Annotated in this window: 6 protein-coding genes; all 6 read right to left on the reverse strand. The window is 73.4% G+C overall.

The annotated features are described in order from the left end of the window. Genes ABZS37_RS00915 through ABZS37_RS00940 form a run of 6 tightly spaced genes read right to left on the reverse strand, consistent with a single transcriptional unit; the run spans position 1 to position 23,601 of the window. Positions 1-1,179: an aminotransferase class I/II-fold pyridoxal phosphate-dependent enzyme gene (locus tag ABZS37_RS00915; RefSeq protein ID WP_355164720.1), complete on the reverse strand. Its 1,179-nt coding sequence runs from the start codon at positions 1,177-1,179 to the stop codon at positions 1-3. Continuing rightward, entirely contained in the window at positions 1,176-6,473 is a 5,298-nt protein-coding gene (locus tag ABZS37_RS00920) for an amino acid adenylation domain-containing protein (RefSeq protein ID WP_355164721.1), read from the reverse strand. Before ABZS37_RS00920 ends, ABZS37_RS00915 begins: the two co-directional genes overlap by 4 nt. Continuing rightward, positions 6,470-7,483, reverse strand: coding sequence for a TauD/TfdA family dioxygenase (locus tag ABZS37_RS00925; RefSeq protein WP_355164722.1), 1,014 nt, complete (start codon positions 7,481-7,483; stop codon positions 6,470-6,472). The genes ABZS37_RS00920 and ABZS37_RS00925 overlap by 4 nt, the downstream gene beginning before the upstream one ends. Beyond that, the gene (locus ABZS37_RS00930) at positions 7,480-8,547 is read right to left on the reverse strand and encodes a TauD/TfdA family dioxygenase (protein ID WP_355164723.1); all 1,068 of its coding nucleotides are present in this window, start codon (positions 8,545-8,547) and stop codon (positions 7,480-7,482) included. Before ABZS37_RS00930 ends, ABZS37_RS00925 begins: the two co-directional genes overlap by 4 nt. Continuing rightward, positions 8,540-11,722 (reverse strand): amino acid adenylation domain-containing protein, encoded by a 3,183-nt coding sequence (locus ABZS37_RS00935; RefSeq protein WP_355164724.1) that lies wholly within the window; start codon positions 11,720-11,722, stop codon positions 8,540-8,542. Before ABZS37_RS00935 ends, ABZS37_RS00930 begins: the two co-directional genes overlap by 8 nt. Then, positions 11,719-23,601, reverse strand: a complete 11,883-nt coding sequence (locus tag ABZS37_RS00940; protein WP_355164725.1) for an amino acid adenylation domain-containing protein — start codon at positions 23,599-23,601, stop codon at positions 11,719-11,721. The genes ABZS37_RS00935 and ABZS37_RS00940 overlap by 4 nt, the downstream gene beginning before the upstream one ends. Between the last annotated feature and the right edge of the window lie 98 nt (positions 23,602-23,699).

Genomic DNA, 23,699 nt, shown 5'->3' on the forward strand with positions numbered 1-23,699 from the left:
CTACCCCACCGCGGTCGCCTTGTCCGCCGCCGCGAGAAAGTCGTCCACCAGGTCGGCGGCGTCCTCGATGCCGGTGGACACGCGCACCAGCCCGTCCCCGATGCCGGTCGCGGCCAACTGTTCGGCGTCCACGATGCCCGCCCACATCGACCGGGGGTGCACCACCAGCGTGCTGACGCTGCCCAGGCTGGCCGCCCGTTTCGCCAGCCGCAGCCCGGCCAGCAGCGCGGCGGCACCCGCCCGGCCCGCCCTCAGGTCGACGCTGAGCACCCCGCCGAAGCCGGTCATCTGTCGTCGCGCCAGCGCGTGCTGCGGGTGCGACGGCAGCCCCGGGTAACGGACCCGGGCCACCGCCGGATGCTCCTCCAGCGCCCGGGCCAGGGCCAGGGCGTTGGTGTTGTGCCGCTCGACCCGCAGCGGGAGCGTACGGATGCCACGCAGCAGCAGCCACGCGTCCACCGGGCCGAGGGTGCTGCCGGTGACGATGGCCGTCTGCCACACCCGCTCGACCAGTTCGGCGGAGCCGACGACCACCCCCGCCGACACGTCGGAGTGGCCGCCGAGGAACTTGGTGCCGCTGTGCCACACCAGGTCCGCGCCGGCAGCCATCGGACGTTGGTTGATCGGCGTGGCGAAGGTGTTGTCGACCACCACCAGCGCGCCGGCCGTATGAGCCAACTCCACCACGGCTGTCAGGTCGGTCAGCTCCAGCAGCGGATTGCTCGGCGTCTCCACCAGTACGAGGCGGGTCTTTGGCCGCAACGCCCGTTCGAACGCCGCGGTGTCGGTCTGGTCGACCTGGGTGTACGACACCCCGAACCGTGGCAGCAGTCCGGTGGCGAGCGAGGTGGTGCCGCCGTACGTGCTGCGTTGCACCACCACGTGGTCGCCGGCGGAGAGCAGGGCCAACGCGACGGTGCTGATCGCGCCCATCCCGGAGGCCGTGACCAGGCCCGTCTCCGCACCCTCCAGATCGGCGACGACGGCTGCCACCTGGGCGTGGTTCGGGTTGCCGTAGCGCGTGTAGAAGGCACTGCCCCGCGTTTCGGTGGCGATCGCGGTGAACTGCTCATCGGACTCGGCGCTGAAGGTCACGCTCTGCACGATCGGCGGCGCCACCGCCCCACCGGGGATCAGCCCGTCGTCGCCGTGTACGGCGCTGGTGCCGAAGCCGGTCACCGTCGATCCTTCCGGGCCACCCGGTCCACCAGGTTGCCGTAACTGCCCAGCGTCACGAACTCGGGCAGCGTGAGGTCGCTGCCATGGCGCTGGCGCAGCACGGTGACCATTCGTAACGCGCGCAGCGAGTCGCCGCCGGCCGCCGACCAGTCGGTCGCCGGATCGCCCGGCGCGACGCCGAGCACCTCCTGCCAGGCCATCGCGACCCGGGTCGCCCATCGCGCCCGCCCGTCGTCGGGGGCCGTCCGCCCGCCGGTGGGTACGGCGGGCAGCGGCGCGTTCGGGTCGGCCGCCAGCAGCCGGCGGAAGCCGTCGGCGAAGGCGTCCACCCGGTCCGCGGCGATGTTGCGGTGGTCGTACTGGAGGGTGAGGGCCAGGCGGCCGCTGTCCGGGTCCAGTTCGGCGTCGACGGCGAGGCTGAACGCCACGTCCACGGTGACGCCCCGACTGTCCACGATGCGGGTTTCGGCGCCGGCCGGTGCGTTCGGGAAGTGGGTCCAGTTGAAGAGGTGATCGAAGCGCGGCCCGGAGCCACCGGCGCGGACGATCTCAGCGAGCGGGAAGCGGTGGTGCCCCATCATGTCCCGTTCGGCCCGCCACACCTCGGCCGCCAGTTCGGCCAGCGAGCGGGTGCCCAGCTTCACGCTGACGGGCAGGGTGTTGAGGAACAGCCCGAGGGTGGCGTCGCTGCCCTCTCCCTCCGGCCGCCCGCCGACCACCAGGCCGCTGACCACGTCGTCCCGGACGGCGAGTTCACCGATCATTCGCAGGTGGATGGCGAGCAGCCAGCTCTTGACCGGCACCCCGGCTACCCGCGCTGCCTCGGTGACCAGGTCGGTGATGTCCGCCCGCAGCGGCACCTGCTGGGTGGTGGTGGTCCGTGGGCCCGCCCCACCGAGCAGCAGCGGCGGTAGCGCGCCCGGGCCGTCCAACCAGAATCGGCGGGTCGCCTCCTCAGCGAGGGCGCGTCGCTCGGCGGCCACGTACTCCCGGAACGGCAGGCCGGGGCGGACCGGGTGCGTCGTGCCGGCTCGCTCCCGGTCGTACGCGGCGAGCAGATCGCTGCGGAACAGGTGCAAACTCCAGCCGTCGAGGATGGCGTGGTACTCGGCGATGATCAGAGTGAAGGCGTCGGCGTCCTCCCGGACGGCGTGCAGCCGCAGCAGCGGGGGACGGGCCCAGTCGAAGGGGCGTACCCGTTCGGCCGCGACGAGCTCGTCGATCCGAGCCCGGCGGGTCTGCGGGTCGGCGCCGCTCACATCCGTCACCGGCACCTCGACCGGCACGTCGGCGTGCACGAGCTGCAACGGCTCGGAGTACGCGCCCATCGCGAACCCGGTCCGCAGCGCCGGGTGGGCGGCCACCAGACCGGCCAGCGCGCGCCGCAGGGAGGGCTCGTCCAGCGGCGCGGCGATCCGGTGCGCGGTGACGTTGTGGTACATCGCCGGGTCGCCGGTCAGCTCAGAGTGGTAGACCATGCCCTGCTGGAGGGCGGTCATCGGGTACGCGTCGGCGAGCCCGCTGGGCAGCAGCTCCCGGTCGGCGGCGGCCACCAGCGTGAAGCGTCCGGCCGGTTCCGCCGCCACCGTCACGTCGGCCGCGTCGGTGTCGGCGAAGGTGATCTCGCCGTGCGTGACCAGCTCGCGGATCGTCTGGTACGTGAAGATGTCGCCGAGTCGGAAGGACAGGCCCCGCTTGTTGGCCGCGACCTGCATCTGAATGCTGCGGATGGAGTCGCCGCCGAGCGCGAAGAACGAGTCGGTCACGCCGACGGCCGCCGTTCCGAGAACCTCCCGCCACGCCTCGACCAGGATCTCCTCGGCCCGGTCGGCGGGGGCCACCGCCGTGCCGTCACGGGGACGGTCGAGGCGGGGCGCGGGCAGTGCCGCCCGGTCGAGCTTGCCGTTGCGGGTCAGCGGCAGCTCATCGAGGAGCACCACTGCCGCCGGCACCAGGTGGGCCGGGAGCCGGTCGGCCAGCCAGCCGGAGAGCCGCTCGTCGAGGGGCCCGGCCGTCGGTCCGGTCGGGACGACCACGGCGGGGCGTGGATCGGCGGCGTACTCGGGCCGTACGGCGTGCAGAGTGTGCCGGTCGGTGCCGGCCAGCAGGTCGTCCTGCCGGGTCACCACGTCGAAGCCCCGCGCCTCGAAGAGGGCGACCAGCTCGGCCAGCCTGCCCTCGGTGTCGCCGCCGACCGCGTCGTGCACCTCCATGGCGACCTGCGCGATCAGCGGCCAGTGCCGATCCTCCAGCCCGGCGAGCACGTCCGCCTCGGCACGCTGTACGTCGATCTTCAGCAGGTCGATCCGCTCCGGGACGATCTCGTCGAGGACAGCCGACAGCGGGCGGACCGGCACGGTGAGCTCCCGGCCGTCGAAGCGGTCCGCGAGCAGCTCGTCGGCCCGGTCGAGCAGCAGGTCGCTCGTGTCCGCACCGGCGTCCCGCTCGTTGGCGAGGAACCGTTTGATCACCGCCACCTCGGCGTCCGGATCGGCGTACGCGGCGTGGCCCGACATCATCGAGTAGCCCGGGTAGTAGGTGAAGGAAACGTCCCCCGCCGCCCGGGACAGCCCAACACCGTGCACGGTGGCCGGTACGCCGAACTCGGCGACGTTGCGGCGCAGCACGTCCGCCACCGACGGCACCGGCTCGAACGCGTGGATCGTCGCGTCCGGGCAGACGGAGTGCACGAACAGCGAGAACATGCCGATGTTCGCGCCCACGTCGAGCACGGTGGCCCCGGGCCGCAGCACGATCCCGTCGCGCAGGTAGACCTGCTGGACGAAGATCTCGTCGTACAGGTAGCGGGTCTCGTGCGGGTTGACCCCCGCGACGCGGTCGACGTCGACCGCTGGGCCGCCCGGCCGCACGTAGGCGACGAGCCGAGCACCTTGTCCGTCGTCGTCGCGGGCCACCACGGCGGCGTCCGTGACCTCCGGGTGCTCGCGCAGGGCCGCGGCCACCTCGCCGGGCTCCACCCGGAATCCGCGGATCTTCACCTGGTCGTCCAGTCGACCCAGGTAGCGCAGCCGCCGGTCGGCGTCGAAGCGGACCCGATCGCCGGTGCGGTACACCCGCTCGGTGCGCCCCGACGGCAACGCCACGGACACGAACCGCCGCGCGGTGGCCGCCGGATCGCCCCGGTATCCGTCGGCGAGCTGAGGTCCGCTGACGCAGAGTTCCCCGGCCACGCCCGGGGGCACCGGCCGCAACTGCTCGTCGAGCACCCACACGGCGACGCCGGGCAGCGGCCGGCCGATGGTCGGGGCGTCCCCGGCACGCACCTGCGCGGCGCTCGTGTCCACGGTGCACTCCGTCGGGCCGTACAGGTTGACCGCGCGGACGCCGGGCAGCGCCGCCACCGTCTCCCACAGGTCGGGCGCGATCGCCTCCCCACCCAGCAGCAACAGGCCGGGCAGCCGGGTGTCACCCGCCCCGGCGAGCAGGATGCGCAGTTGAGAGGGGGTCAGGTCGAGCACGTCGACGTCATTATCGGCCAGCGTGGCGGCCAGCACGGCCCCGTCCCGGCGGGCCTGTTCGGGCACCAGGTAGAGGCTGCGGCCGTGGCCGAGCTGCACAAGCTGCTTCACCGAGGCGTCGAAGGTGAGCGGGGCGTTCACCGCCACGCGCAGGCCGGGGCGGCTGTCCGCGTACACGACCTGCTCCAGGGCGTCGGCCAGGTGAGCGGCAGCACCGTGCGACACCTGTACCGGACGGGGCGTGCCGGTGGAGCCGGAGGTGAAGATGACGTACGCCGGGTCGCTCGGAGCCGGGACCGCGGCGGGCGGGCGGTCGCCGGCCGCGACGAGGTCGTCGACCGTCACGGTCGCCGGGCCGCCATCGCCAACGACGATCTCCGCGCCGACCGCGCGGACCTGGGCGGCGAGCCGGGACGCCGGGGCTTCCGGGTCCAGCGGAACGAAGACCGCACCGGCGCGCAGCACGCCGAGGAACGCCACGACCGTGTCCCGCGACCGGGCGGCCAGCACCCCGACCGGGGTGCCCGACCGGCCGCGCGCGGCCAGCGCGCCAGCGACCCGCGCGGCCCGCTCCCGCAGCTCACCGACCGTGTACGCGCCGTCCGCGTCAACCACCGCCACGGCCTGCTGGTCCATTCCCGCTAGGCCCGCGTCGAAAAAATCCACGAGGGTACGCGTCGGCGCCTCCGACGGCGCCCCCGCCGCGTCGGCCAGCCAGCGTGCCTCGTCGTCGCCGACCACGGCCGGCGCGGCGGCGGTGGTGAGCGCGGTGGGCAGGGTCCGCAGGGTCGCCAGCACCGCGTCGAGCAGCCACTGGCCGCCGACCACGGTCAGGGTGATCCGGTCGCCGTCGGTCAGTGCGGTCAGTTGCGGACCGGCCGACGGCGGGGTGGTGACCTCCACGACGACGCCGCCGAGCCCGGCCACCGTGGCCGGGGCGGCGGTGGGCGGCGCTGCGAAGCCGGCAATCGCCTCGGACTGCTCGTCCACCGGGTCGACCAGGTGGAACGTGTCGTCGGCGGTGGTCTCCGCGGCGTGGACGAGGGCCAGCAGTTGGGCGGGTACGGCGGGCAGCGGCAGGGCCAACCGGAGCGGGCCGTAGCCGCCCAGTGGGCCCACCACCTCGGCCGTCCCGGCGGCGTGGCGCCCGTCGCTCCAGCGGGCCAGCACCAGATCCACCTCGTCGGCGCCCTCCGGCCCCTCGGCCCGGCGGGACACCGCGAGCGCCCATGCGGCCAGCAGCACCGTGGACGGCTCGACGCCGGCGGCCCGCGCCACGTCGGTCAGCTCGGCGGCGGAGACGGTCGCGGAAACCACTGTGGTCGGGTCGTCCCCGTGCGGGGTGACCAGCCGCGCGGCCGGCGCGGTCGGTGTGCCGGCGGCGGGCGCCTGCTCGCGCTCCTCAAGCTGCCACTCGGCGACGTCGAGGAACTGCAGCGCCTCCGGGTCCTCCGGCAGAACCTCACCGGCGTACGCCCGGGCAAGGTCGGCGAGGACCAGGCGCAGGCTGGCCGGGTCGGCGATCAGCGGTGTGGCGGTCAGCTCCAGGGCATCGTCGGTGAGGGTGACCGACAGCTCGCCCTGCGCGCCGAGGGTGACGCTGCGGCTGTCGTCGACGTCCTGCATCGGCACCCGCAGGCCCGGGTGGTGCACCAGGGTCAGGCGTAGCGCCTCGTGCCGGGCCACCACCGCGTCCAGGGCGGTCTGCAAACAGGCCGGGTCCAACGGGTGGTCGAGCCGCAACCGCGCCCGGACCAGATCCTGCTTCCCGGACCAGGCGAGTCGCTGGACGGGGGACAGACGGTAGCCGTTCACAGGACGCTCCGGTTGATGTAGAGGTCGGACATGGCGACCAGGATCTGCCGGTCGCCGCTGAAGGGTTCGCGACCGTGGGTCGCCAGGAAGTTGTCCACCACCAACACGTCGCCGCGCTGCCAGGGAACCGACACCGCGTGTTCCCGATACAGGTCGCGGAGCCCGGTGACCACCTCGTCGGGGATCGGTTCACCGTCGCCGAAGTAGGCGTTGCGGGGCAGCCCTTCCGGGCCGTACTCGCGTATCAGCGCGCCGGACACCTCCGCCGGCATGTTCGACACGTGGAACAGGTGGGCGTGGTTGAACCACACCGTCTCCCCGGTACGCGGGTGCGTGGCGACCGCCTGCCGCCGGGCCCGCGTCCGCAGCCCGTCGGCACCGAGCCAGGTGAACTCGGTCGCCGACGCGGCGCAGTACGCCTCCACCTCGGCCCGGTCGGTGGTCTGGAACGCCTCCTGCCAGGGCAGGTCCAGGTGCGGACCGTAGTTGCGCACGTAGCGGACCCCGGAGCGGAGGAACCGTTCCCGCACCTCGGCGGGGATCAGCGGGGTGATGACCCGTTCGCTGGTCAGCGGGGTGGCCCCGCCGCTGCCGGTGGCCGGTTGCGCGCACCAGAAGTAGAGGTAGCTGGGCCAGTTGTGCGAGTACGACATCTCGTGGTGCAGCGGGATCCACTGCTCGGCGTTGAACTCGGTGGAGGTGAACACCCGGTCGGCGACCTCGTGCCGGGGCGCGGCCCGTTCCAGGTAGCCGAGCAGGTCCGGGCTGACCGCCCGGGCGGCCTGGCTGAAGTCGTCGGGGGTGCGCACCTCGAAGCCGCGGAAGAAAACCGCCCCGTAGCGGTCCAGATCCGGCAGCAGGTCCTCGCGCCTGCCGGCGAGCCATTCGGCGAGGTCGAGGTCGGGCACGGCGGCCTCGACGAGCAGCACGAACTCCTCGTCCACGAGCACCCGTCGGGACACCGGCGAGCTGACCGTGCCGGTACCGCGCCGACGCGCCGGCCCGCTCATGCCTTGTCCCCGTCCGGCACCGCGCCGGACCGGACCGCCTCGGTCAGCTCGGGCGCGGCGATCGGGTCGGACATCGCGGTGAGGATCCGCCGGGGCGGGGTGAACGGCTCCCGAGCATGCGCGGCGAGCATGTTCTCCACCAGCAGCACGTCGCCGCGCTGCCAGTCGAAGGACCGGGTCTCGGCGGCGTACGCGGCCCGCAGTTCGGCCAGCACCTCGTCTTCGATGGGCGTGCCGTCGCCGTACGCGGTCTGGTAGGGCAGGTCCTCCTCGCCGAGGGCGGCCCGCAGGCCGGCGCTGACGTCGTCGGGCAGGGAGGTGACGTGGAAGAACAGCGCATGGTTGAACCAGGTCCGCTCGCCGGTGACGGGGTGGCGGCGTACCGCCGGGCGTACCTGCCGGGTCCGCAGCTGCCGGTCACCGACCCACTCCACGTCGACCAGCGCGCGGGCACAGTACGCCTCGACGTCCTCGCGTTGCTCGGTCTGGAACGCGGTCTGCCAGGTCAGGCTGATACCGGGTAGGTAGTTGCGGCGGTAGAGGACGCCATGCCGCTCGAACGCGGCGACGGTCTCCGGGCGGAGTCGGGCGAGCACCCGGCGGCTGTCCGCGAGGGGGGTACGGCCACCCGCGGCCGGCGCCACCTCGCAGTGGAAAACGATGCGCAGCGGCCAGCTCACCGTGTACGACTGCTCGTTGTGCAGCACGATCGGCTGGTCGGCGGGGTGCTCGGTGGACGTGTACACCCCCTCGGTGACCTGACTGCGCGGTGAGGAGCGTTCGCCGTAGGAGAGCACCTCGTCGGAGAGGGCGGCCATCACGGCGCGGAAGTCGTCGGCGCCGGCCACGGCGAAGCCACGGAACAGCACGGCCCCGTGCCGGCGGGCCAACTCGTCGACCTCGCCGCGGTGCCCGGCCAGCCAGCCGCTCAGGTCGACGTCGGGCACGTTCGCCCGGACCAGCGCCGGCAGTGGGCCGCCGGGCCAGTCGGGGCCCACGTCCACCAGGTTGCGGTCGCGGCCGCGACGGGGAATGGTCCGCGCGACCCGGGTCTGCTCAGTCATCTCTCGCTCCCAAGGTGTCGACGCAGTCGGCGAGACTGCGCCGGGGGTCGGCGGCGGCGGTACGCAGCAGCGCCGTGAACCGGCGGTGCCACGCGACCACCCCGTCGTGGTCGAACAGGTCAGTTCGGTACGTCCAGAGCGCCGCCAGCCCGTCCCGCCGCTCGTCGAGCCAGAGGGTCAGGTCGAGCCGGGCGGTGTCCGGGGTCAGCTCCACGCCGGTGAACTCGATGCCGGCCGCGCCGCGGTGCCGGGCCGGCGGGGCGTTCTGCACGCCGAAGGCGACCTGCACCAACGGTGTGCGGTACGGACGGCGGGTGGGTCGCAGCCGTTCCACCAGCAGGTCAAAGGGGACGTCCTGGTGGGCGGCGGCGAACAGGGTGGCCCGGCGGGCCTCGGCGAGCAGGTCGGCGAAGCGGCGCTGGGGCGCGGGGCGTAGCCGCAGCGGCACGGTGTTGACGTGGCAGCCGACGCTCTGCTCAGCGGCGACGCTGGTCCGGCCGGCGAAGGCCACGCCGATCAGCAGGTCGTGCCGGCCGGTGGCCGCGCCGAGCAGGGTGGCGAAGGCGGCCAGCCCGACCATGTGCAGGCTGACCCGTTCGGCTCGGGCCAGCTCGCGTACCGCATCGGCCGTGTCAGGGTCCACTGTGGTCCGCAGGGCCGCACCGGACCGCGCGGCGGTCCTCGGCCGGCCCGGCCCGGCCTGGGCCGCGCGCCGGTCGAACCGGTCCGGTGGGTCGGCGGGCAGGTCGAGCAGGTCGGGTGCGCCGCGCAGCTCGTCGAGCAGGTTGCCCAGCGCCCGTCGCCCCGCCGGCCCGGCCAGCCAGTCCCGCTGGGCCAGGGCGAACGCCGCCGGCCCCGCCGCCGGGGGCTCCGGCGCCGACGCGCCGTTCCCCTCGGTGTCGTACGCCCGGGCCAGCTCCCGAACGATCAGGCCGAACGACCAGTCGTCGCAGACGATGTGGTGCACGACCAGCAGCAGCGCCACCGCACGGCCGGTGTCGTCCGACATCAGGTGGGCGCGGAGCAGCGGCCCGGTGGCCAGGTCCATGGGGGCCCGGGTGGCCTCGGCGGTGAGCCGGGTGAGCCGCTCGTCGAGCGGCGTGCCCGGTTCGGGCGGCGCGACGATCGGCGGCGGTCCGGCGGTGGGCCGGGCGTGCTGCATCGGTCCGTCCGGTCCGGACGGAAACACCGTGCGCAGGGCCGGATGCCGGTCGACCACCCGACGCAGCGCCCGGGTCAGCCGCTCGGGGTCCAGCGGCGCGTCGAACCGCACGGCGAAGGCCAGCAGATAGGAGGTGTCCGCCGGGTCGAGTCGGTGCAGGAACCACAGCCGGGTCTGCGCGGCCGAGAGCGGAGCGGGGCCGGCCGGTGCCGGGCCGACCGGCTCCCCGACCGGCGTCGGCTCGGCGGTCAGCCCGTCGAGGTGCGCCGCCAACGCGGCGACCGTCGGGTGCGCGAAGAGATCTCCCGGTCGGACTGAGCGACCGGTCGCGGCAGCCAGCCGGATGGCGCAGCGGACCGCGAGCAGGGAGTCGCCGCCGAGGGTGAGGAAGTCGCTGTCGGCGGCGGTGACCGGGACGCCGAGCACCTCGCGCCACACCGCCGCCACCGCGCCGGCCGTCCCGTCGAACGGTCCGGCGTCGGAGCAGGCGTCGTCGCCGAGGGTGGGGGAGGGCAGCGCCGACCGGTCCACCTTGCCGTTCGGCAGGGTGGGCAGCCGGTCCAGCCAGACCACGGTCGCGGGGACCAGAGGCGCGGGCAGCACCCCGGACAGGCGGGCCCGGACGTCGTCGCGCCGCTCGCCGACCAGGTAGCCGACCAGCAGGGGGTCCCCGCTCGGCCCGTCCCGCAGGGCGGCGGTCGCCTCGCGTACGCCGGGCAGGGCGGCCAGGCGGGCGGAGACCTCGCCCAGCTCGATCCGGTAGCCCCGCAGCTTCACCTGGTCGTCGAGTCGACCCAGGTACGCCAACTGCCCGTCCGGGCGCAGCCGGACCCGGTCGCCGGTGCGGTACATCCGCTCGCCGGGGCGGAACGGGTCGGGCAGGAACCGGGCCCGGGTCTCCTCGGGACGGTCGAGATAGCCCCGGGCCAGGCCCGCCCCGGCCAGGTGCAGCTCGCCCGGATCACCCGGCGGGACCGGCCGCCCGTCGGTGTCGAGAACGTACGCCCGGGTCTGCGGCAGCGGCCGACCGATCGGTGGGTCCCCGCTGTCCGGCGGCACCTCCGCCCAGGTGGAGTAGGTGGTGTCCTCGGACGGGCCGTAGAGGTTGCAGAGTCGGCGCACGCGCGGACGCGCCCACACTCGGGCGGCCAGCGCGGCGGTGAGCGGCTCGCCGGCCAGGCAGACCGTCCGCACACTCGCCGGCAGGGCGCCGGCGGTGAGCAGTTCCCCCATCGCGGAGGGCACGGTGTTGACCAGGGTGACGGGCAGCCGGTCCGCGCCGGGGGCGGCGAGGGCGAGTACGTCGTCGACGAGCAGCACCCGGCCGCCCCAGCAGAGCGGGCCGAAGATCTCGAAGACGGACAGGTCGAAGCAGACGGAGGTGGCGGCGAGCAGGCCGCCCAGTTCGACATCGTCGAAGGTCTGCCGGGTCCAGTGCAGGAGCACCGACGCCGAGCGGTGTTCGATGGCCACGCCCTTGGGTTGCCCGGTGGAGCCGGAGGTGTAGATGACGTACGCCAGATCGGTCGGCGTCGTCGGCACCGCCGGGTCGGTCGCGTCGCCGACGAGGTCCAGTCGGTCGATCGGGACGGCCCGGTCGAGGAACCGGTCGGCGAGGTCAGCGTGGGTCAGCACCAGCCGCGCCCCGGAGTCGGCGGTCATGAAGGCCACCCGCGCAGGCGGGTACGCCGGGTCCAGCGGGACGTAACAGGCACCGGCCTTGAGCACGGCCAGCAGGGCCACCACCAGCTCGGGCGTTCGCGGCAGGCAGACGCCGACGCGTTCCTCCCGGGTCACTCCGCGGGCGAGCAGCGCCCGGGCCAGCCGGTTCGCCGCCTCGTCGAGCTCACGGTACGACCACGCGCGGTCGCCGTGCCGTACCGCCTCGGCCTCCGGGGTCCGGGCGGCCTGTGCGGCAACCATCCGGTGCAGACAATCCACGTCGGTCGGCCCACCGGCGGCGGGTCGGGGGGTTCGGCGGGTCGGCCCGGCGAGTCGGGCGGGGGCGCTCATCGCCGACCACCGCGCCCAACCGCCCGGACCGGCTCGACACCTCGGCTTCGGTGCACCGCGAGTCGACGGTCGGCCTCGGCCTGCACGTGGTCCTTGTCGGCGACGATGACCGTGCCGGGATCACTGTCGGGCAGTTCGTTCTCGACGTCGCGGATCGGTCGGTAGGCGATGCCGACGGCGGCGAGGGCGAGCGAGCAGAGTCCGGCGACGATCGCCGCGAGCGCCATACCCCGACCCGGTCCGGTGCCGACGACGGCCGCCAGCACACCGTCGGGCGACACCAGCGGGGCGAAGACGTGCTCGGCGAGCGGACCGGCGGAGAGGAAGCCGGCCGGCACCATCAGCCAGGACAGCATCTGACCCATGGACAGCACCCGTCCCTGCAGCTCCAGCCCGACCTTCGCCTGCACGATGGCCAGCCAGTGCGTGTTCACCAGAGCCGTGGCCAGGCCCATGCCGAACAGGCCGAGGGCCGGGAACAGCGGGTGCGGGCGCAAGCCGACGGTGAGCAGCGACGCGCCGAGGACCACGACGCTGGCCAGGATGCCGGTGGTCCGCCGTGCCGTGCCGCCCCACACACCCATGAGGACCGAGCCGACGAGCATGCCGACGCCACTGGCGGCGAGCACCCACCCGAGCACGGCCGGATCACCGAACGACAGGGTCAGCGGGGTGACCAGGACCTCGACCATGGCGAAGAAGTAGTTCAGCGACGCGGTCAACACGACAAGCGCCACCAGGCCGTGCCGGCGGACGATGAACCGCCAGCCGCCGAGGACCGCCCGTCGGAACGACTCCTCCTGGCGTACGAACAGGGTGTTCGGGAAGCGGACCGACAGGGTCACGGCCACCGCGACGGTGAAGGTGAGCAGGTCGATGACGACGATCCCCCGCAGCCCGACCGCGATCACCAGCGCACCGCCGAGCAGCGGTGCCAGCACCGTGCTCGTCGCGGTGCCGAGGGAGACGATCCCGTTGGCACGCCCGTAGTACCGCTTGGGCACCAACTGCGTGACCGCCGCCAGGTAGGCGGGTAGCTGGAAGGCGGTCGCCACCGCCGTGACGGTGATGGCGGTGAACACGTGCCAGAGTTGGAGCTGGCCGAGCCACAGCAGCAGGGCGAGGCTCACCGTGCCGGTCGCGGCCAGACAGTCCGCGATGATCATGATCAGCCGTCGGTCCCACCGGTCGGCCAGCGCACCCGCCACGGGGGACAGCACCACGGCGGGCAACAGCGCCAGGACGGTTGCGGTGGCGAACAACGAGACCGACCCGGTCTGCTGGTACACCCACAGGCCCATGCCGAAGCCGGTCAGCCCGCTGCCGATGAGTGAGACGAGCTGACCCATGGCGATCAGGTAGAACACCGTCAGGCTGGGCATCGCACGACGTGCGGCGGGCAGGGTGCGATCCGTCGCCGGCTCCGGGACCGCCGTTACGGCCACGTCGGCAGGCGGAGGCGCGGCGTCGGCCGGCGGCTCGACGGGCCTCGCGGTCGACGGATCGCAGGTCGCCTGGATGATGCGCGCGACCTCGGCGGGCTGATGTTTGGCGAAGTAGTGCCCGGCCCCCTCGATCACCTCCAGCGACACCTGGTCGGAGAAGAACTCCCACTCCAGGTGCCGCTCCTGGTACAGCTCGGTGGCGCGGTCGCCGCTGCCGACGATGTTGACGATCGGGGCGGACAGCTTCCGCGGCAGACCCTCGGCGTAGACAGCGGTGTAGTAGTCCTCGGCCTTCGCGGAGTCGGCCAAAACCACCCGCATCACGAAGTCCTTCTCGCGCTCGTCGAAGACCTCCGTGAAGAAGCCCATCGCGCGCAGCGCCTCCAGGGTCCGCCGTTTCGACCACCAGCGCTCCATCGGGAACCATCGGCGCAGCCAGGTGAACAGCCGGCCGGGCAGTCGCGGGGCGGGGAAGTGGGCGCCGACGACCACCCCGGTCAGCTCGACGCCGGCCGCTTCCAGACGGCGGGCCAGCTCCACCGCCTCGGCACCGCCCACGCAATGCCCGTACACCGCCACCGGCCCGGTGATCTGGTCGAGGACCTCGGTGACACAGCGGTCCACCAGCTCGTCCATGCCGAGCAGAGGCTCGTCCGGGCGGTTCACGTCGTGGCCGGGCCGCTCCAGGGCGTACAGCGCCACACCCGCCGGGAGGGCGTCCGCGAGCGGCTGGAAGGTGATCGCGCTACCACCGCCGAACGGTACGCAGACCAGCGTCAGCCGCGTCGGCGTCGCCGGTCGCGACGGGGTCAGCTCGTGCAGCAGCCGCCCGGCGGACCCCCCGGTGGCGTCCAGGTGGTCGGTCAACGCCCGGATCGTCGGGTGGCGGAACAGGTCGAGGACGCTGATCGCCGGATCGTTCCCGGCGAGCGCCTTGATGGCCTTGAAGGAGTCGCCGCCGAGGTCGAAGAAGTCGTCGTCGATGCCGACGGTGTCGTAACCGAGCACCCGCGCCCACCGCTCGGCAAGCGCCTTACGCAGCGGGGTGTCGGGCGGCGTCGCGCCGACACCTGCCCCGCCGCGGACCGGTGCCGGCAGGGCGGCCCGGTCGACCTTGCGGTTGGCGCTCAGCGGCATCCGGTCGAGCACCACGAACGCGGAGGGGATCATGTAGTCGGGCAGGTAGGTGCGGGCGAACGCCCGCCAGGGCGTCGGGTCGACGCCGAAATCGGGTACGGGGTCCGGTGCCGCGCCGCCGTCCGCCGCGTCCACGTCGGTGGTCAGCGTCAGGTAGGCCACCACACTCTTCTCGCCGTCGTCCTCGCGGACCACGACGGCGGTGTCGCGGACCGCCGGGTGGCGGCGCAGCACCGCCTCGATCTCACCGAGTTCGATGCGGAAGCCGCGCACCTTCACCTGCGAGTCGCTGCGGCCGGCGAACTCGATGCGGCCGTCGGCCAACCACCGGCCGAGGTCGCCGGTGCGGTACAGCCGGCCATCGGAGAACGGGTCCGACACGAACCGCTGCGCGGTGAGCTCCGGGTCGCCGAGGTAGTCGCGGGCCAGTCCCGCGCCGCCGAGGTACAGCTCACCGAGTACGCCGACGGGGGCGGGGGAGAGCTGCGGGTCGAGTACGTAGGCGCGAACATTGCCGATCGGGCGGCCGATGGTGAGGTGCGTGAAGCCGGGCTCGAGTCGCTCCATCGTGGACCAGACGGCGGCCTCGGTCGGGCCGTAGAGATTCCACAACGCGCCCACCCGTTCGGCGAGCTGCCGGGCCAGCGGTGCGGACACGGCTTCGCCGCCGCACACGGCTGTCAGGCCGGGCAGTCCGGTCCAGCCAGACTCGATGAGCAGCCGCCAGGTCGCCGGGGTGCCCTGGGCCAGGGTGACCTTCTCGGCGGCGAGGAGTGCGGCCAGTCGCGGCGCGTCGTAGCCGACGTCGCGGCCCACCAGCAGCATCCGGGCACCGACAACGAGGGGCAGGAAGAGTTCCGGTACGGACATGTCGAAGGCGAAGCTGGCCATCGCGAGCATCGTGCCGTCGCTGGTGAGGCCCGGCCGTTCGCGCATGGCGGCCAGGGTGTTGACGACCGCGCCGTGCGTCACCCGGACCCCCTTGGGGTGGCCCGTCGAGCCGGACGTGTAGATCACGTACGCGAGGTGGTCCGGCCCGGCGAGCGGCTCGGGGTCCGTGTCCGGCCCACTCTGCCGAGTTGCGTCGCTGAGCAGTACCTCGCCGGCGTACCCGGCGAAGCGGTCGGTGAGGCCAGCCTCGGTGACCAGGACCGTGGCGCCGCTGTGTGTCAGCACGTACCGCTGCCGCTCGATCGGATAGTCGGGATCCACCGGGACGTACGCGCCGCCGGCCTTGAGCACACCGAGCAGCGTGACCGGCAGGTCCTCGGAGCGGTTGAGACAGACGGCGACCGTGCCGTCGGGGCCGACGCCGGCCCGGCGGAGCCGGTGCGCGAGCCGGTTGGCCCGGGCGTTGAGCTGGGCGTAGGTGAGGGTGGTCGCCCCGAACGTCACGGCGGGCCGGTCGGGGTTCGTGGCGACCTGGTGTGCGATCAGCTCGACCAGGGTCGGTGTCCCACCGTCGCGGCCGGTCGTGGCCCAGCCGAGCGGGGCGGCGGTGTCGTTCCACTCGCCGACGCGGGCCAACTCGGTGGGGGTGAGGACGGCCAGGTCCGCCAGCAGGACGCCGGGGTCGGCGACGGCGGCGGCGAGCAGCGTCTCCAGGTGTCCCATCATCTGCTCGGCGGTGGTCGCGTCGAACAGGTCGGTGTTGTACTCCAACCGGAACCGCAGCCCCTCGGCCACCTCGTACGCGTACAGGGCGAGATCCTGCTGGGCGATGCCCGGCTCGACGGCGAACTGGACCATCCGCAGCCCGGTCGTCCCCAGGTCCCGCTGCTCGGGGAGGTTCAGCAGATTGAACATCACCTGGAACAGCGGGTTTCGGCTGAGGTCGCGGGGCGCGTCGACGAGGTCCACCAGCCGCTCGAACGGCACCTCCTGGTGGTCGTACGCGCCCAGCGCGGTGTGCCGTACCTGCCGGAGCAGCTCCTCGAAGGTCCACTCGCCGTCGATCGAGGTCCGCAACGGCAGCATGTTGACGAAGAAGCCGACCATGGGTTCAAGCTCGGCGCGGACCCGTCCGGCGACCGGCGTGCCGACGCAGATGTCCCGCTGGCCGGTGTAGCGCCACAGCAGCACCTTCAGGGCGGACAGCACCGTCATGGCGAGCGTGGCGCCGCGAACCTGGCTGAACCGACGCAGCTCGTCGGCGGTCCGCGGAGGCAGGACCCGGGCGTGGACAGCGCCGTGGAAGGTCTGCACGGGAGGCCGGGGCCGGTCGGTCGGCACCTCCAGGACGCTCGCCATCCCGTCGAGCTGCTCGCGCCAGTACCGCAAGTCGTCGCTGTCGGCGTCGGCCAGCCGGCTGCGCTGCCAGCGCGCGTAGTCGCTGTACTGGACGGCCAGTTCGGGCAGCGGCGCGGGACGACCGTCCAGAGCAGCGGAGTAGAGGGTGGCGACCTCGCTGGCGACGATGCCGAGTGACCAGCCGTCGGAGACGCTGTGGTGCATGGTCAGCGACAGCACGTGGCGGTCGTCGGCGATGCGCAGCAGCACCGCCCGGAACAGCGGCCCACGGGCCAGGTCGAACGGGCGGCCGACGTCGGCGGCCAGGGCGGCGTGCGCCCACGGCGGCACCGCGTCGGCGACCGTCGGCTCCACGATGCTGCGGGGGACCGGGGAGGTGTCATCCGCGCCCGTCGGCGCGTTCACTATCGGCAGGTCGACCGGGCCGGGCGGCAGGACGTCCTGCACGGGGTCGCCGTCTCCTCCGAGCGGGAAGACGGTACGCAGGGACTCGTGCCGACGGGTCAGCTCCGCGAGGGCCCGGCGCAGCGCCTCGACGTCGAGGGCGCCGTCCAGCAGCAGTGCCGTGCCGACGGTATAGGCGTTCTGCGCGTACGCCTGGTCGAGGAACCACAGTCGGTGCTGCCCGGAGGAGAGTGGCGCCGGCCCGACGTCCGGTTCGGCGCGCGGGATGGCCGGAACGGAGACGGGCTGCTCGGGCGCGGCGGCGGGTGCGGTGCCGGCCGCCGGCAGAGCCGCCGCGATCCCGGCGACGGTCGGTGTCGCGAAGACCGCCTCCAGCGGCAGCGCGACGCCGAGCCGGGCTCGCAGCCGTACGACGAACTGGGTGGCCAGCAGCGAGTGCCCGCCCAGCTCGAAGAAGTTGTCGAGCGCTCCGATCGGCCGGATTCCGAGCAGCTCGGTCCAGAGCTCCGCCACGCGCTCCTGCGCGGGCGTGCTCGGGGCGACGTAGGCCGTACTGACGGCCGGCCGGTTGCCGACGTCGACGGGCTCGGGCACCTGCGGGCCGCCCGGGTCAGCGGGCGGCCGATCCGCCGTGCTGTTCCGTGACGCCAGCTCCACCCAGTAGCGGTGCCGCTCGAAGGGGTAGCCCGGCAGCGCCAGCCGGTTGCGGGGCCCACCGTGGAACGGTCGCCAGTCGACCTGCGCGCCGGAGAGCCACAGCCGGCCGACCGCGTCGAGCATCGTGGTGAGGTCGTCGGCGTCGGCACGCGGGTGCCGCATCGCCGCCACCACTTGGCCGGGTCGCACTCCGGCCAACCGGGCCAGGCCACCGAGGGCGTGCCCGGGGCCCAACTCCGCGAGGACGACGTCCTGCTCGGCGAGCAGCGCGGCCGACTCGGCGAACCGGACCGGCTCCCGCATGTGCCGCACCCAGTACGTGGGGTCCGTGACCTGCCCGGGAGTGACCGGACCTCCGGTCAGGTTGGCCAGGTACGGGCGATCCGGCTCGTGGTAGGTCACCCGGCGTGCGTGGTCGGCGAACTCGTCGAGCACCGGATCGAGCAGGGGGGAGTGGTATCCCCGGGTGACCCGCAGCGGGCGGCACTCGATCCCGTCGGCGGTCAGCCGTCGACGCAACTCCTCGATCGCCTCCGGAGCGCCGGACAGTACGCACAGCTCGGGTGCGTTGACGGCGGCCAGCGACAGGCCGTCCGTCAGCAGCCCGGTCACCGCCGTCTCGGGCAAACTCACCGCGAGCATCGCCCCGGGCGAGGTCCGTTCGACCAACTCACCGCGGGCGCTCACCAGCCGCACCGCGTCGTCCAGGGAGAAGACACCCGCGAGGCACGCCGCGACGTACTCGCCGAGGCTGTGTCCCACCATCAGGTCCGGGGTGACCCCGCGGGCGAGCAGCGACCGGGCGAGGGCGTACTCGGTGACGAACAACGCGGGCTGGATCAGCCGGGGCCGCGCGAGCAGCCGCTCCGCCTCCGGATGGCCGTCGGGCGCCGGGCACAGCAGCGTACGCAGGTCGAGGCCCAGGTCGTCGCGGAGCAGCTCGGCGCATTCGTCCACCACCGCCCGGTAGGTCGGCTCCGCGCGGTACAGGCCGGCGCCCATCGCCACGTGCTGGGCGCCGTGCCCCGGGAAGGCGAACACCAGCGCGCGCCGGCCGCCCGGGTGAGCGCCGCTGAACTGACGCTGCGGCTCGTCGAGGGCGACCAGCGCATCGGCGCGGTCCGCCGCGACGAGGAAACGGCGGTGGGTCATCGGCTGACGCCGGCCCAGGTTGGCCGCCACGTCGGCGAGGTCCACCTCGGGGTACGCGCCGAGCCAGTCGCGGACCTGGCGCGTCTGCCGCTCCAGCGACTCGACCGTACGCGCCGACACGACCAGCAGTTGCGGCCCGGTGGCCGGCGTGGCCGGCGGCGCGGCGGCCGTGGCCGGCGGTTCCTCCAACACGACGTGGGCGTTGGTGCCACCCATGCCGAACGAGCTGACCCCCGCCCGGCGTGGGCCGTCGCCGGGCCACGGCCGGGCGGTGTCGTTGAGGTAGAACGGGCTGTTCTCGAAGTCGATCGCCGGGTTGGGTCGGCTCACATTGATGGTCGGCGGCAACGTACGGCTGTGCAGCGCCATGATCGTCTTGAGGAGGCCGGCCACGCCGGCCGCGGCGTCGGTGTGCCCGATGTTGGCCTTGGCGGAGCCGAGGGCGCAGAAGCCCTGCTCGTCGGTGCCCCGCCGGAACGCCTCGGTCAGGGCGGTCACCTCGATGGGGTCGCCGAGGCTGGTACCCGTACCGTGCGCCTCCACATAGCTCACCGACCGGGGGTCCACGCCGGCCGACGCGAGGGCGCTGCTGATCACCGCCACCTGGCCGTCGACGCCCGGCGCGGTGTAGCCGGTGCGGCGGGCGCCGTCGTTGTTGATCGCGGAACCGCGGATCACCGCGTAGACGGTGTCGTTGTCCGCGACCGCGTCCTCCAACCGCTTGAGCGCGACGATGCCGACCCCGCTGGAGGCGATGCTGCCGCGCGCGTCGGCGCTGAACGGTCGGCAGTGCCCGTCGGGGGAGTACACCCCGCCGTCGTGGAAGAGGTAGCCGCGCCGCTGCGCCGGGAAGACGCTGACCCCGCCGGCCAGGACCAGGTCGGACTCGCCGGTCAGCAGGCTCTGCCGGCCGAGGTGCACGGCTACCAGCGAGGTCGAGCAGGCCGTGGCCACGGTGACCGCGGGGCCGGTCAGGTCGAGTTTGTAGGCGACCCGGCTGAGCAGGAAGTCCTTGTCGTTGCTGATCGACAGCTGGTGCTCACCGATGCTGTGCACCAGCTCCGGGTGGCTGCTCAGGTTGTCGAGCAGGTACGTGCTGCGACCCGACCCGGCGAACAGGCCGATCCGGCCGGCGTGGTCGGACGGGTCGTAGCCGGCATGCTCCAGCGCGTGCCAGGCGCACTCCAGCAGCATCCGGTGCTGCGGGTCGAGGGTCTGCGCCTCCCGGGGCGTGACGCCGAAGAAGGCCGCGTCGAACTCGTCGATCCCGGGCAGCCAGGTGCCGGCCCGGACGTACGCCGGATCGTCGAGCCGGGTCGGGTCCGCCCCGTCGGCGAGCATCTCCTCGACGGTGAACTCCCCTACCGACTCCACCCCGGTGCGGATGTTGTGCCAGTACTCGTCGATGGTCTGCGCGCCCGGGAAGCGACAGGCCATGCCGACGACGGCGATCAGTCCGCTGGGCTGGCCGGTGTGGCCGGTCGCGCCGGTCGTTGGTCGGGCATTGCGGACCGGAGCGGCGGCAGGGGCGGTCGTGCCGGTGGTGACGGTGGTCAGGAACGTCGCCAGGGATTCGACCGTGGGGTTTCGGAACAGGTCGGTGACCGTGACGACGTCACCGAGCTGCGCGCGCAGCCGTTCGAGGACGGCCAGCAGGCGCATCGAGTGGCCGCCGAGGTCGAAGAAGTTGTCCCGCGTCCCGACCTGCGCGACGCCGAGCACCTCGCCCCACACCTGCACGACCAGCCGTTCCAGCCGGATCCGGGCGGAGTCCCAGTGCGCTGGTCCGGGCTCGGCGGGGGCGGTCGCCCGTTGCGCTGGTTCGACCGTAATCCGCTGCCGTGGCACGGTTCGACCGGCCGCGGGCAGCGCCGCAGCGTCCACCTTGCCGTTGCGGGTCAGCGGCAACGCGTCGAGGAAGACGAAGGCGGCGGGCACCAGGTAGGACGGCAGCTCGGCGGCGAGCGCCGTCCGCAGGGCCGCCGCATCGGTCTCCGACCCTCCGGCCACGTACGCGACGAGTCGCGGGTCGTCCGGGTCGTCGCGGCGCAGCTGCACCGTCACGTCGCTGTCCGGACGGCACCGCCGGATCGCCGCCTCGATCTCGCCGCACTCGACCCGGTAACCGCGCAGCTTGACCTGGTTGTCGGTGCGGCCCAGGTATTCGAGGTTCCCGTCGGGGCGCAGTCGCACGAGGTCCCCGGTGCGGTACAGCCGCGCGCCGGGGACGGACGAGAACGGGTGCGGAACGAACCGCTCCTCCGTCAACGTGGGCTGGTGCAGGTAGCCGCGCGCCACGCCGGCTCCGCCGACGTACAGCTCGCCGACCACGCCCACCGGGACCGGATTCAGCCAGGTGTCCAGCACGTACAGCTCGGTGTTGGCGATCGGCCGGCCGATCGGCACCGACCCGTCCTCCGGGGTGGCCGGGTCGACCTCGTACGCGGCGCAGCCGACCACGGTCTCCGTCGGTCCGTATTCGTTGACCAGCTTGGTGTGAGGGGCGTGCGCCCGCCACGCCGTCACCTGGTCGGCGCGCAGGTTCTCGCCGCCGATGACGAAGCACCGGGTGCGGTCGGCCATCTCGGCGGGGCTGAGCTGGTGGCTGACGAGGTCGAGCTGGGCCGGGGTGATCTTGACCAGCCCGAAGGCCGGCCGCTGGTGGCGCAGCGCCTCGCCGAGCGCCTCCGGGCCGAGGTGATCTCCGAGCATCAGCACGGTAGCCCCGCTGATGAGCGGGACCAGCAGGCTCGTGACGGTCAGGTCGAACCCGACCGACGAGTGCAGCGGGACGGTGTCCCCGGGTTGCAGCCGGTAGGCCTGGGCGGCCCAGCGCACGTAGTTGCAGACGCCCCGATGGGTGACCATGACGCCCTTGGGACGGCCGGTGGACCCTGAGGTGTGGATGACGTACGCGAGGTCGTCCGCCGAGGGCGCCGGCCGCCGTCGCGGCCGTCGCCGCGGGCCGGCCTCCCAACCGGGTTGGGCCTGCGCGACCGGCGTGTCCACGTCGGGCACCAGCAGCGCCCTGCCGTCGGGCACCAGATGCGCCAGCTCCGCGCAGGTGAGAACGACCGGGGTGGCCGTGTCGTCGACCAGGTAGCGCAGCCGGGCGGGCGGGTTCGCCGGATCCATGGGTACGTAGGCCGCGCCGGCTCGCAGCGCGGCGAGCACCGCCACCGCGAACGACACCGAGCGCGGCAGCAGCACACCCACCAGGCTGCCGACGCCGACGCCCCGCCCGCGCAGGGTCTCCGCCAGCGCCTCGGCCGCCGTGTGCAACTCGTGGTAGCTCAGCACGGTGGCCTCGTCGGTCACCGCTACGCCGTCGGGGGTCCGGCGCGCCTGCCGTTCAATCAGTTCGTGGACCAGATCGTCGGGTTCGGCGGAGGTGGCGGTCCCGTTCGCCTCCACGACGAGCTGCCGGTACTCCTCGGGGGTGAGCATCACGGCCGAGCCGACCGGTGCGCCCGGGTCGGCCACCAGCGAACGCAGCAACGTCTGGAAGTGTCCGGCGAGGCGGGCCATCGCGTCGTCGTCGAACAGGTCGGTGCGGTACTCCAGCACGGTCCGCACGCCGTCGTCGTTCTCCCGTACCGAGACGGTGAGGTCGAACTTGGCGGTGGTGCAGGGCATCTCGATCGGGGTGACGTCGAGGCCGTCGAGGCTGGGCGGTGTGGCCTCGCGGCCGTACACGAACATCACCTGGAACAGCGGGGTGAAGCCGGGTCGGCGGGCCGGGCGCAGCGACTCCAGCAGCGCCCCGAAGGGAAGCTCACCGTTGTCCAGGGCCTGGAGGGCGGCGGTGCGCACCCGTCCGAGCAGCGTCTCGAATGTGGGGTCGTCGTCCAGTCGGGCACGGACGGCGACGGTGTTGAGCAGCAGCCCGACGAGCTTCTGCGCCTCGCCTCGCCGACGGTTCGCCACCGGCGTGCCCACCACGATGTCGCGTTGCCCCGTCCAGCGCGCCAGCAGCACGTGCAGGACGGTGAGCATGACCATGTACGGGGAGACGCCGACGCGTCGGCACAGCGCCAGCAGGCCGTCGGTGGGCACGTCCAGCGGGACCGACAGGGTGGTACCCGCGCCGGACGGCACCTCGGGCCGGGGGCCCCGGTTGGGCAGCTCCAGGACGGCGGGCGCGTCGGCGAGCTGCGCGTGCCAGTGGTCGCGCTGCGCCGCTGCCTCGGCCCCGTGGAGCCAATCGTGCTGCCACGCCGCGTGACCGCGTTGGTCCACGGCGACCGGATCGAGGTCCGCGGGCCGTCCGCTGCGGTGGGCGGCGTAGAGCCGTTCCCACTCGTCGTGAAGGATGCCGAGCGACCATTCGTCGACGGCGACATGGTGGAACGTCAGCAGGAGCACGTGCTCCTCCGGCGCGCAGCGCAGCAGGCTGGCCCGCAGCACCGGTCCGCGTTCCAGATCCAGCGGGATGCGCGTCTCCGCGTGCATCCGGGCCTGCGTCTCCTGGTCGCGTTGCCAGGCGGGCAGCCCGCTCAGGTCGTGCACCCGCAACAGCCCCGGGTGCGGCTCGTGGACCACTTGGACGAGGCGCCCCGACGGCCCCACGGTCGCGTCGGCAGGTGCCAGGGTGGTACGTAGCGCGGCGTGCCGGGCCACCAGTTCGTCGAGCGCTGCGGCCAACGCCCCCACGTCCAGCGGCCCGATGAGCCGGTACGCCAGCGGCACCAGATAGCTGGCCGGCTCGGGGTCGAGGCGGCTCAACGACCACATCTGGCGTTGCTCGTGAGTGGCCGCGACCGGGTCGCCCGCAGGGTCGAGCCGGCGTGACGGAACGGGCGCCGCCTGCCGAGACCTCATGACGTCGGTCATTGCGTCCGTCTCCTCCTTGGTGCCAGCAGTGGCCGGACCGTCGCCGCGGCCCTGGCTCGGCAATGCTCGTGACAATGGGTGTCCGAACCTGCTCCGAC

Source organism: Micromonospora sp. NPDC005413 (genome assembly GCF_040606435.1).
Classification (GTDB): Bacteria; Actinomycetota; Actinomycetes; order Mycobacteriales; family Micromonosporaceae; genus Micromonospora.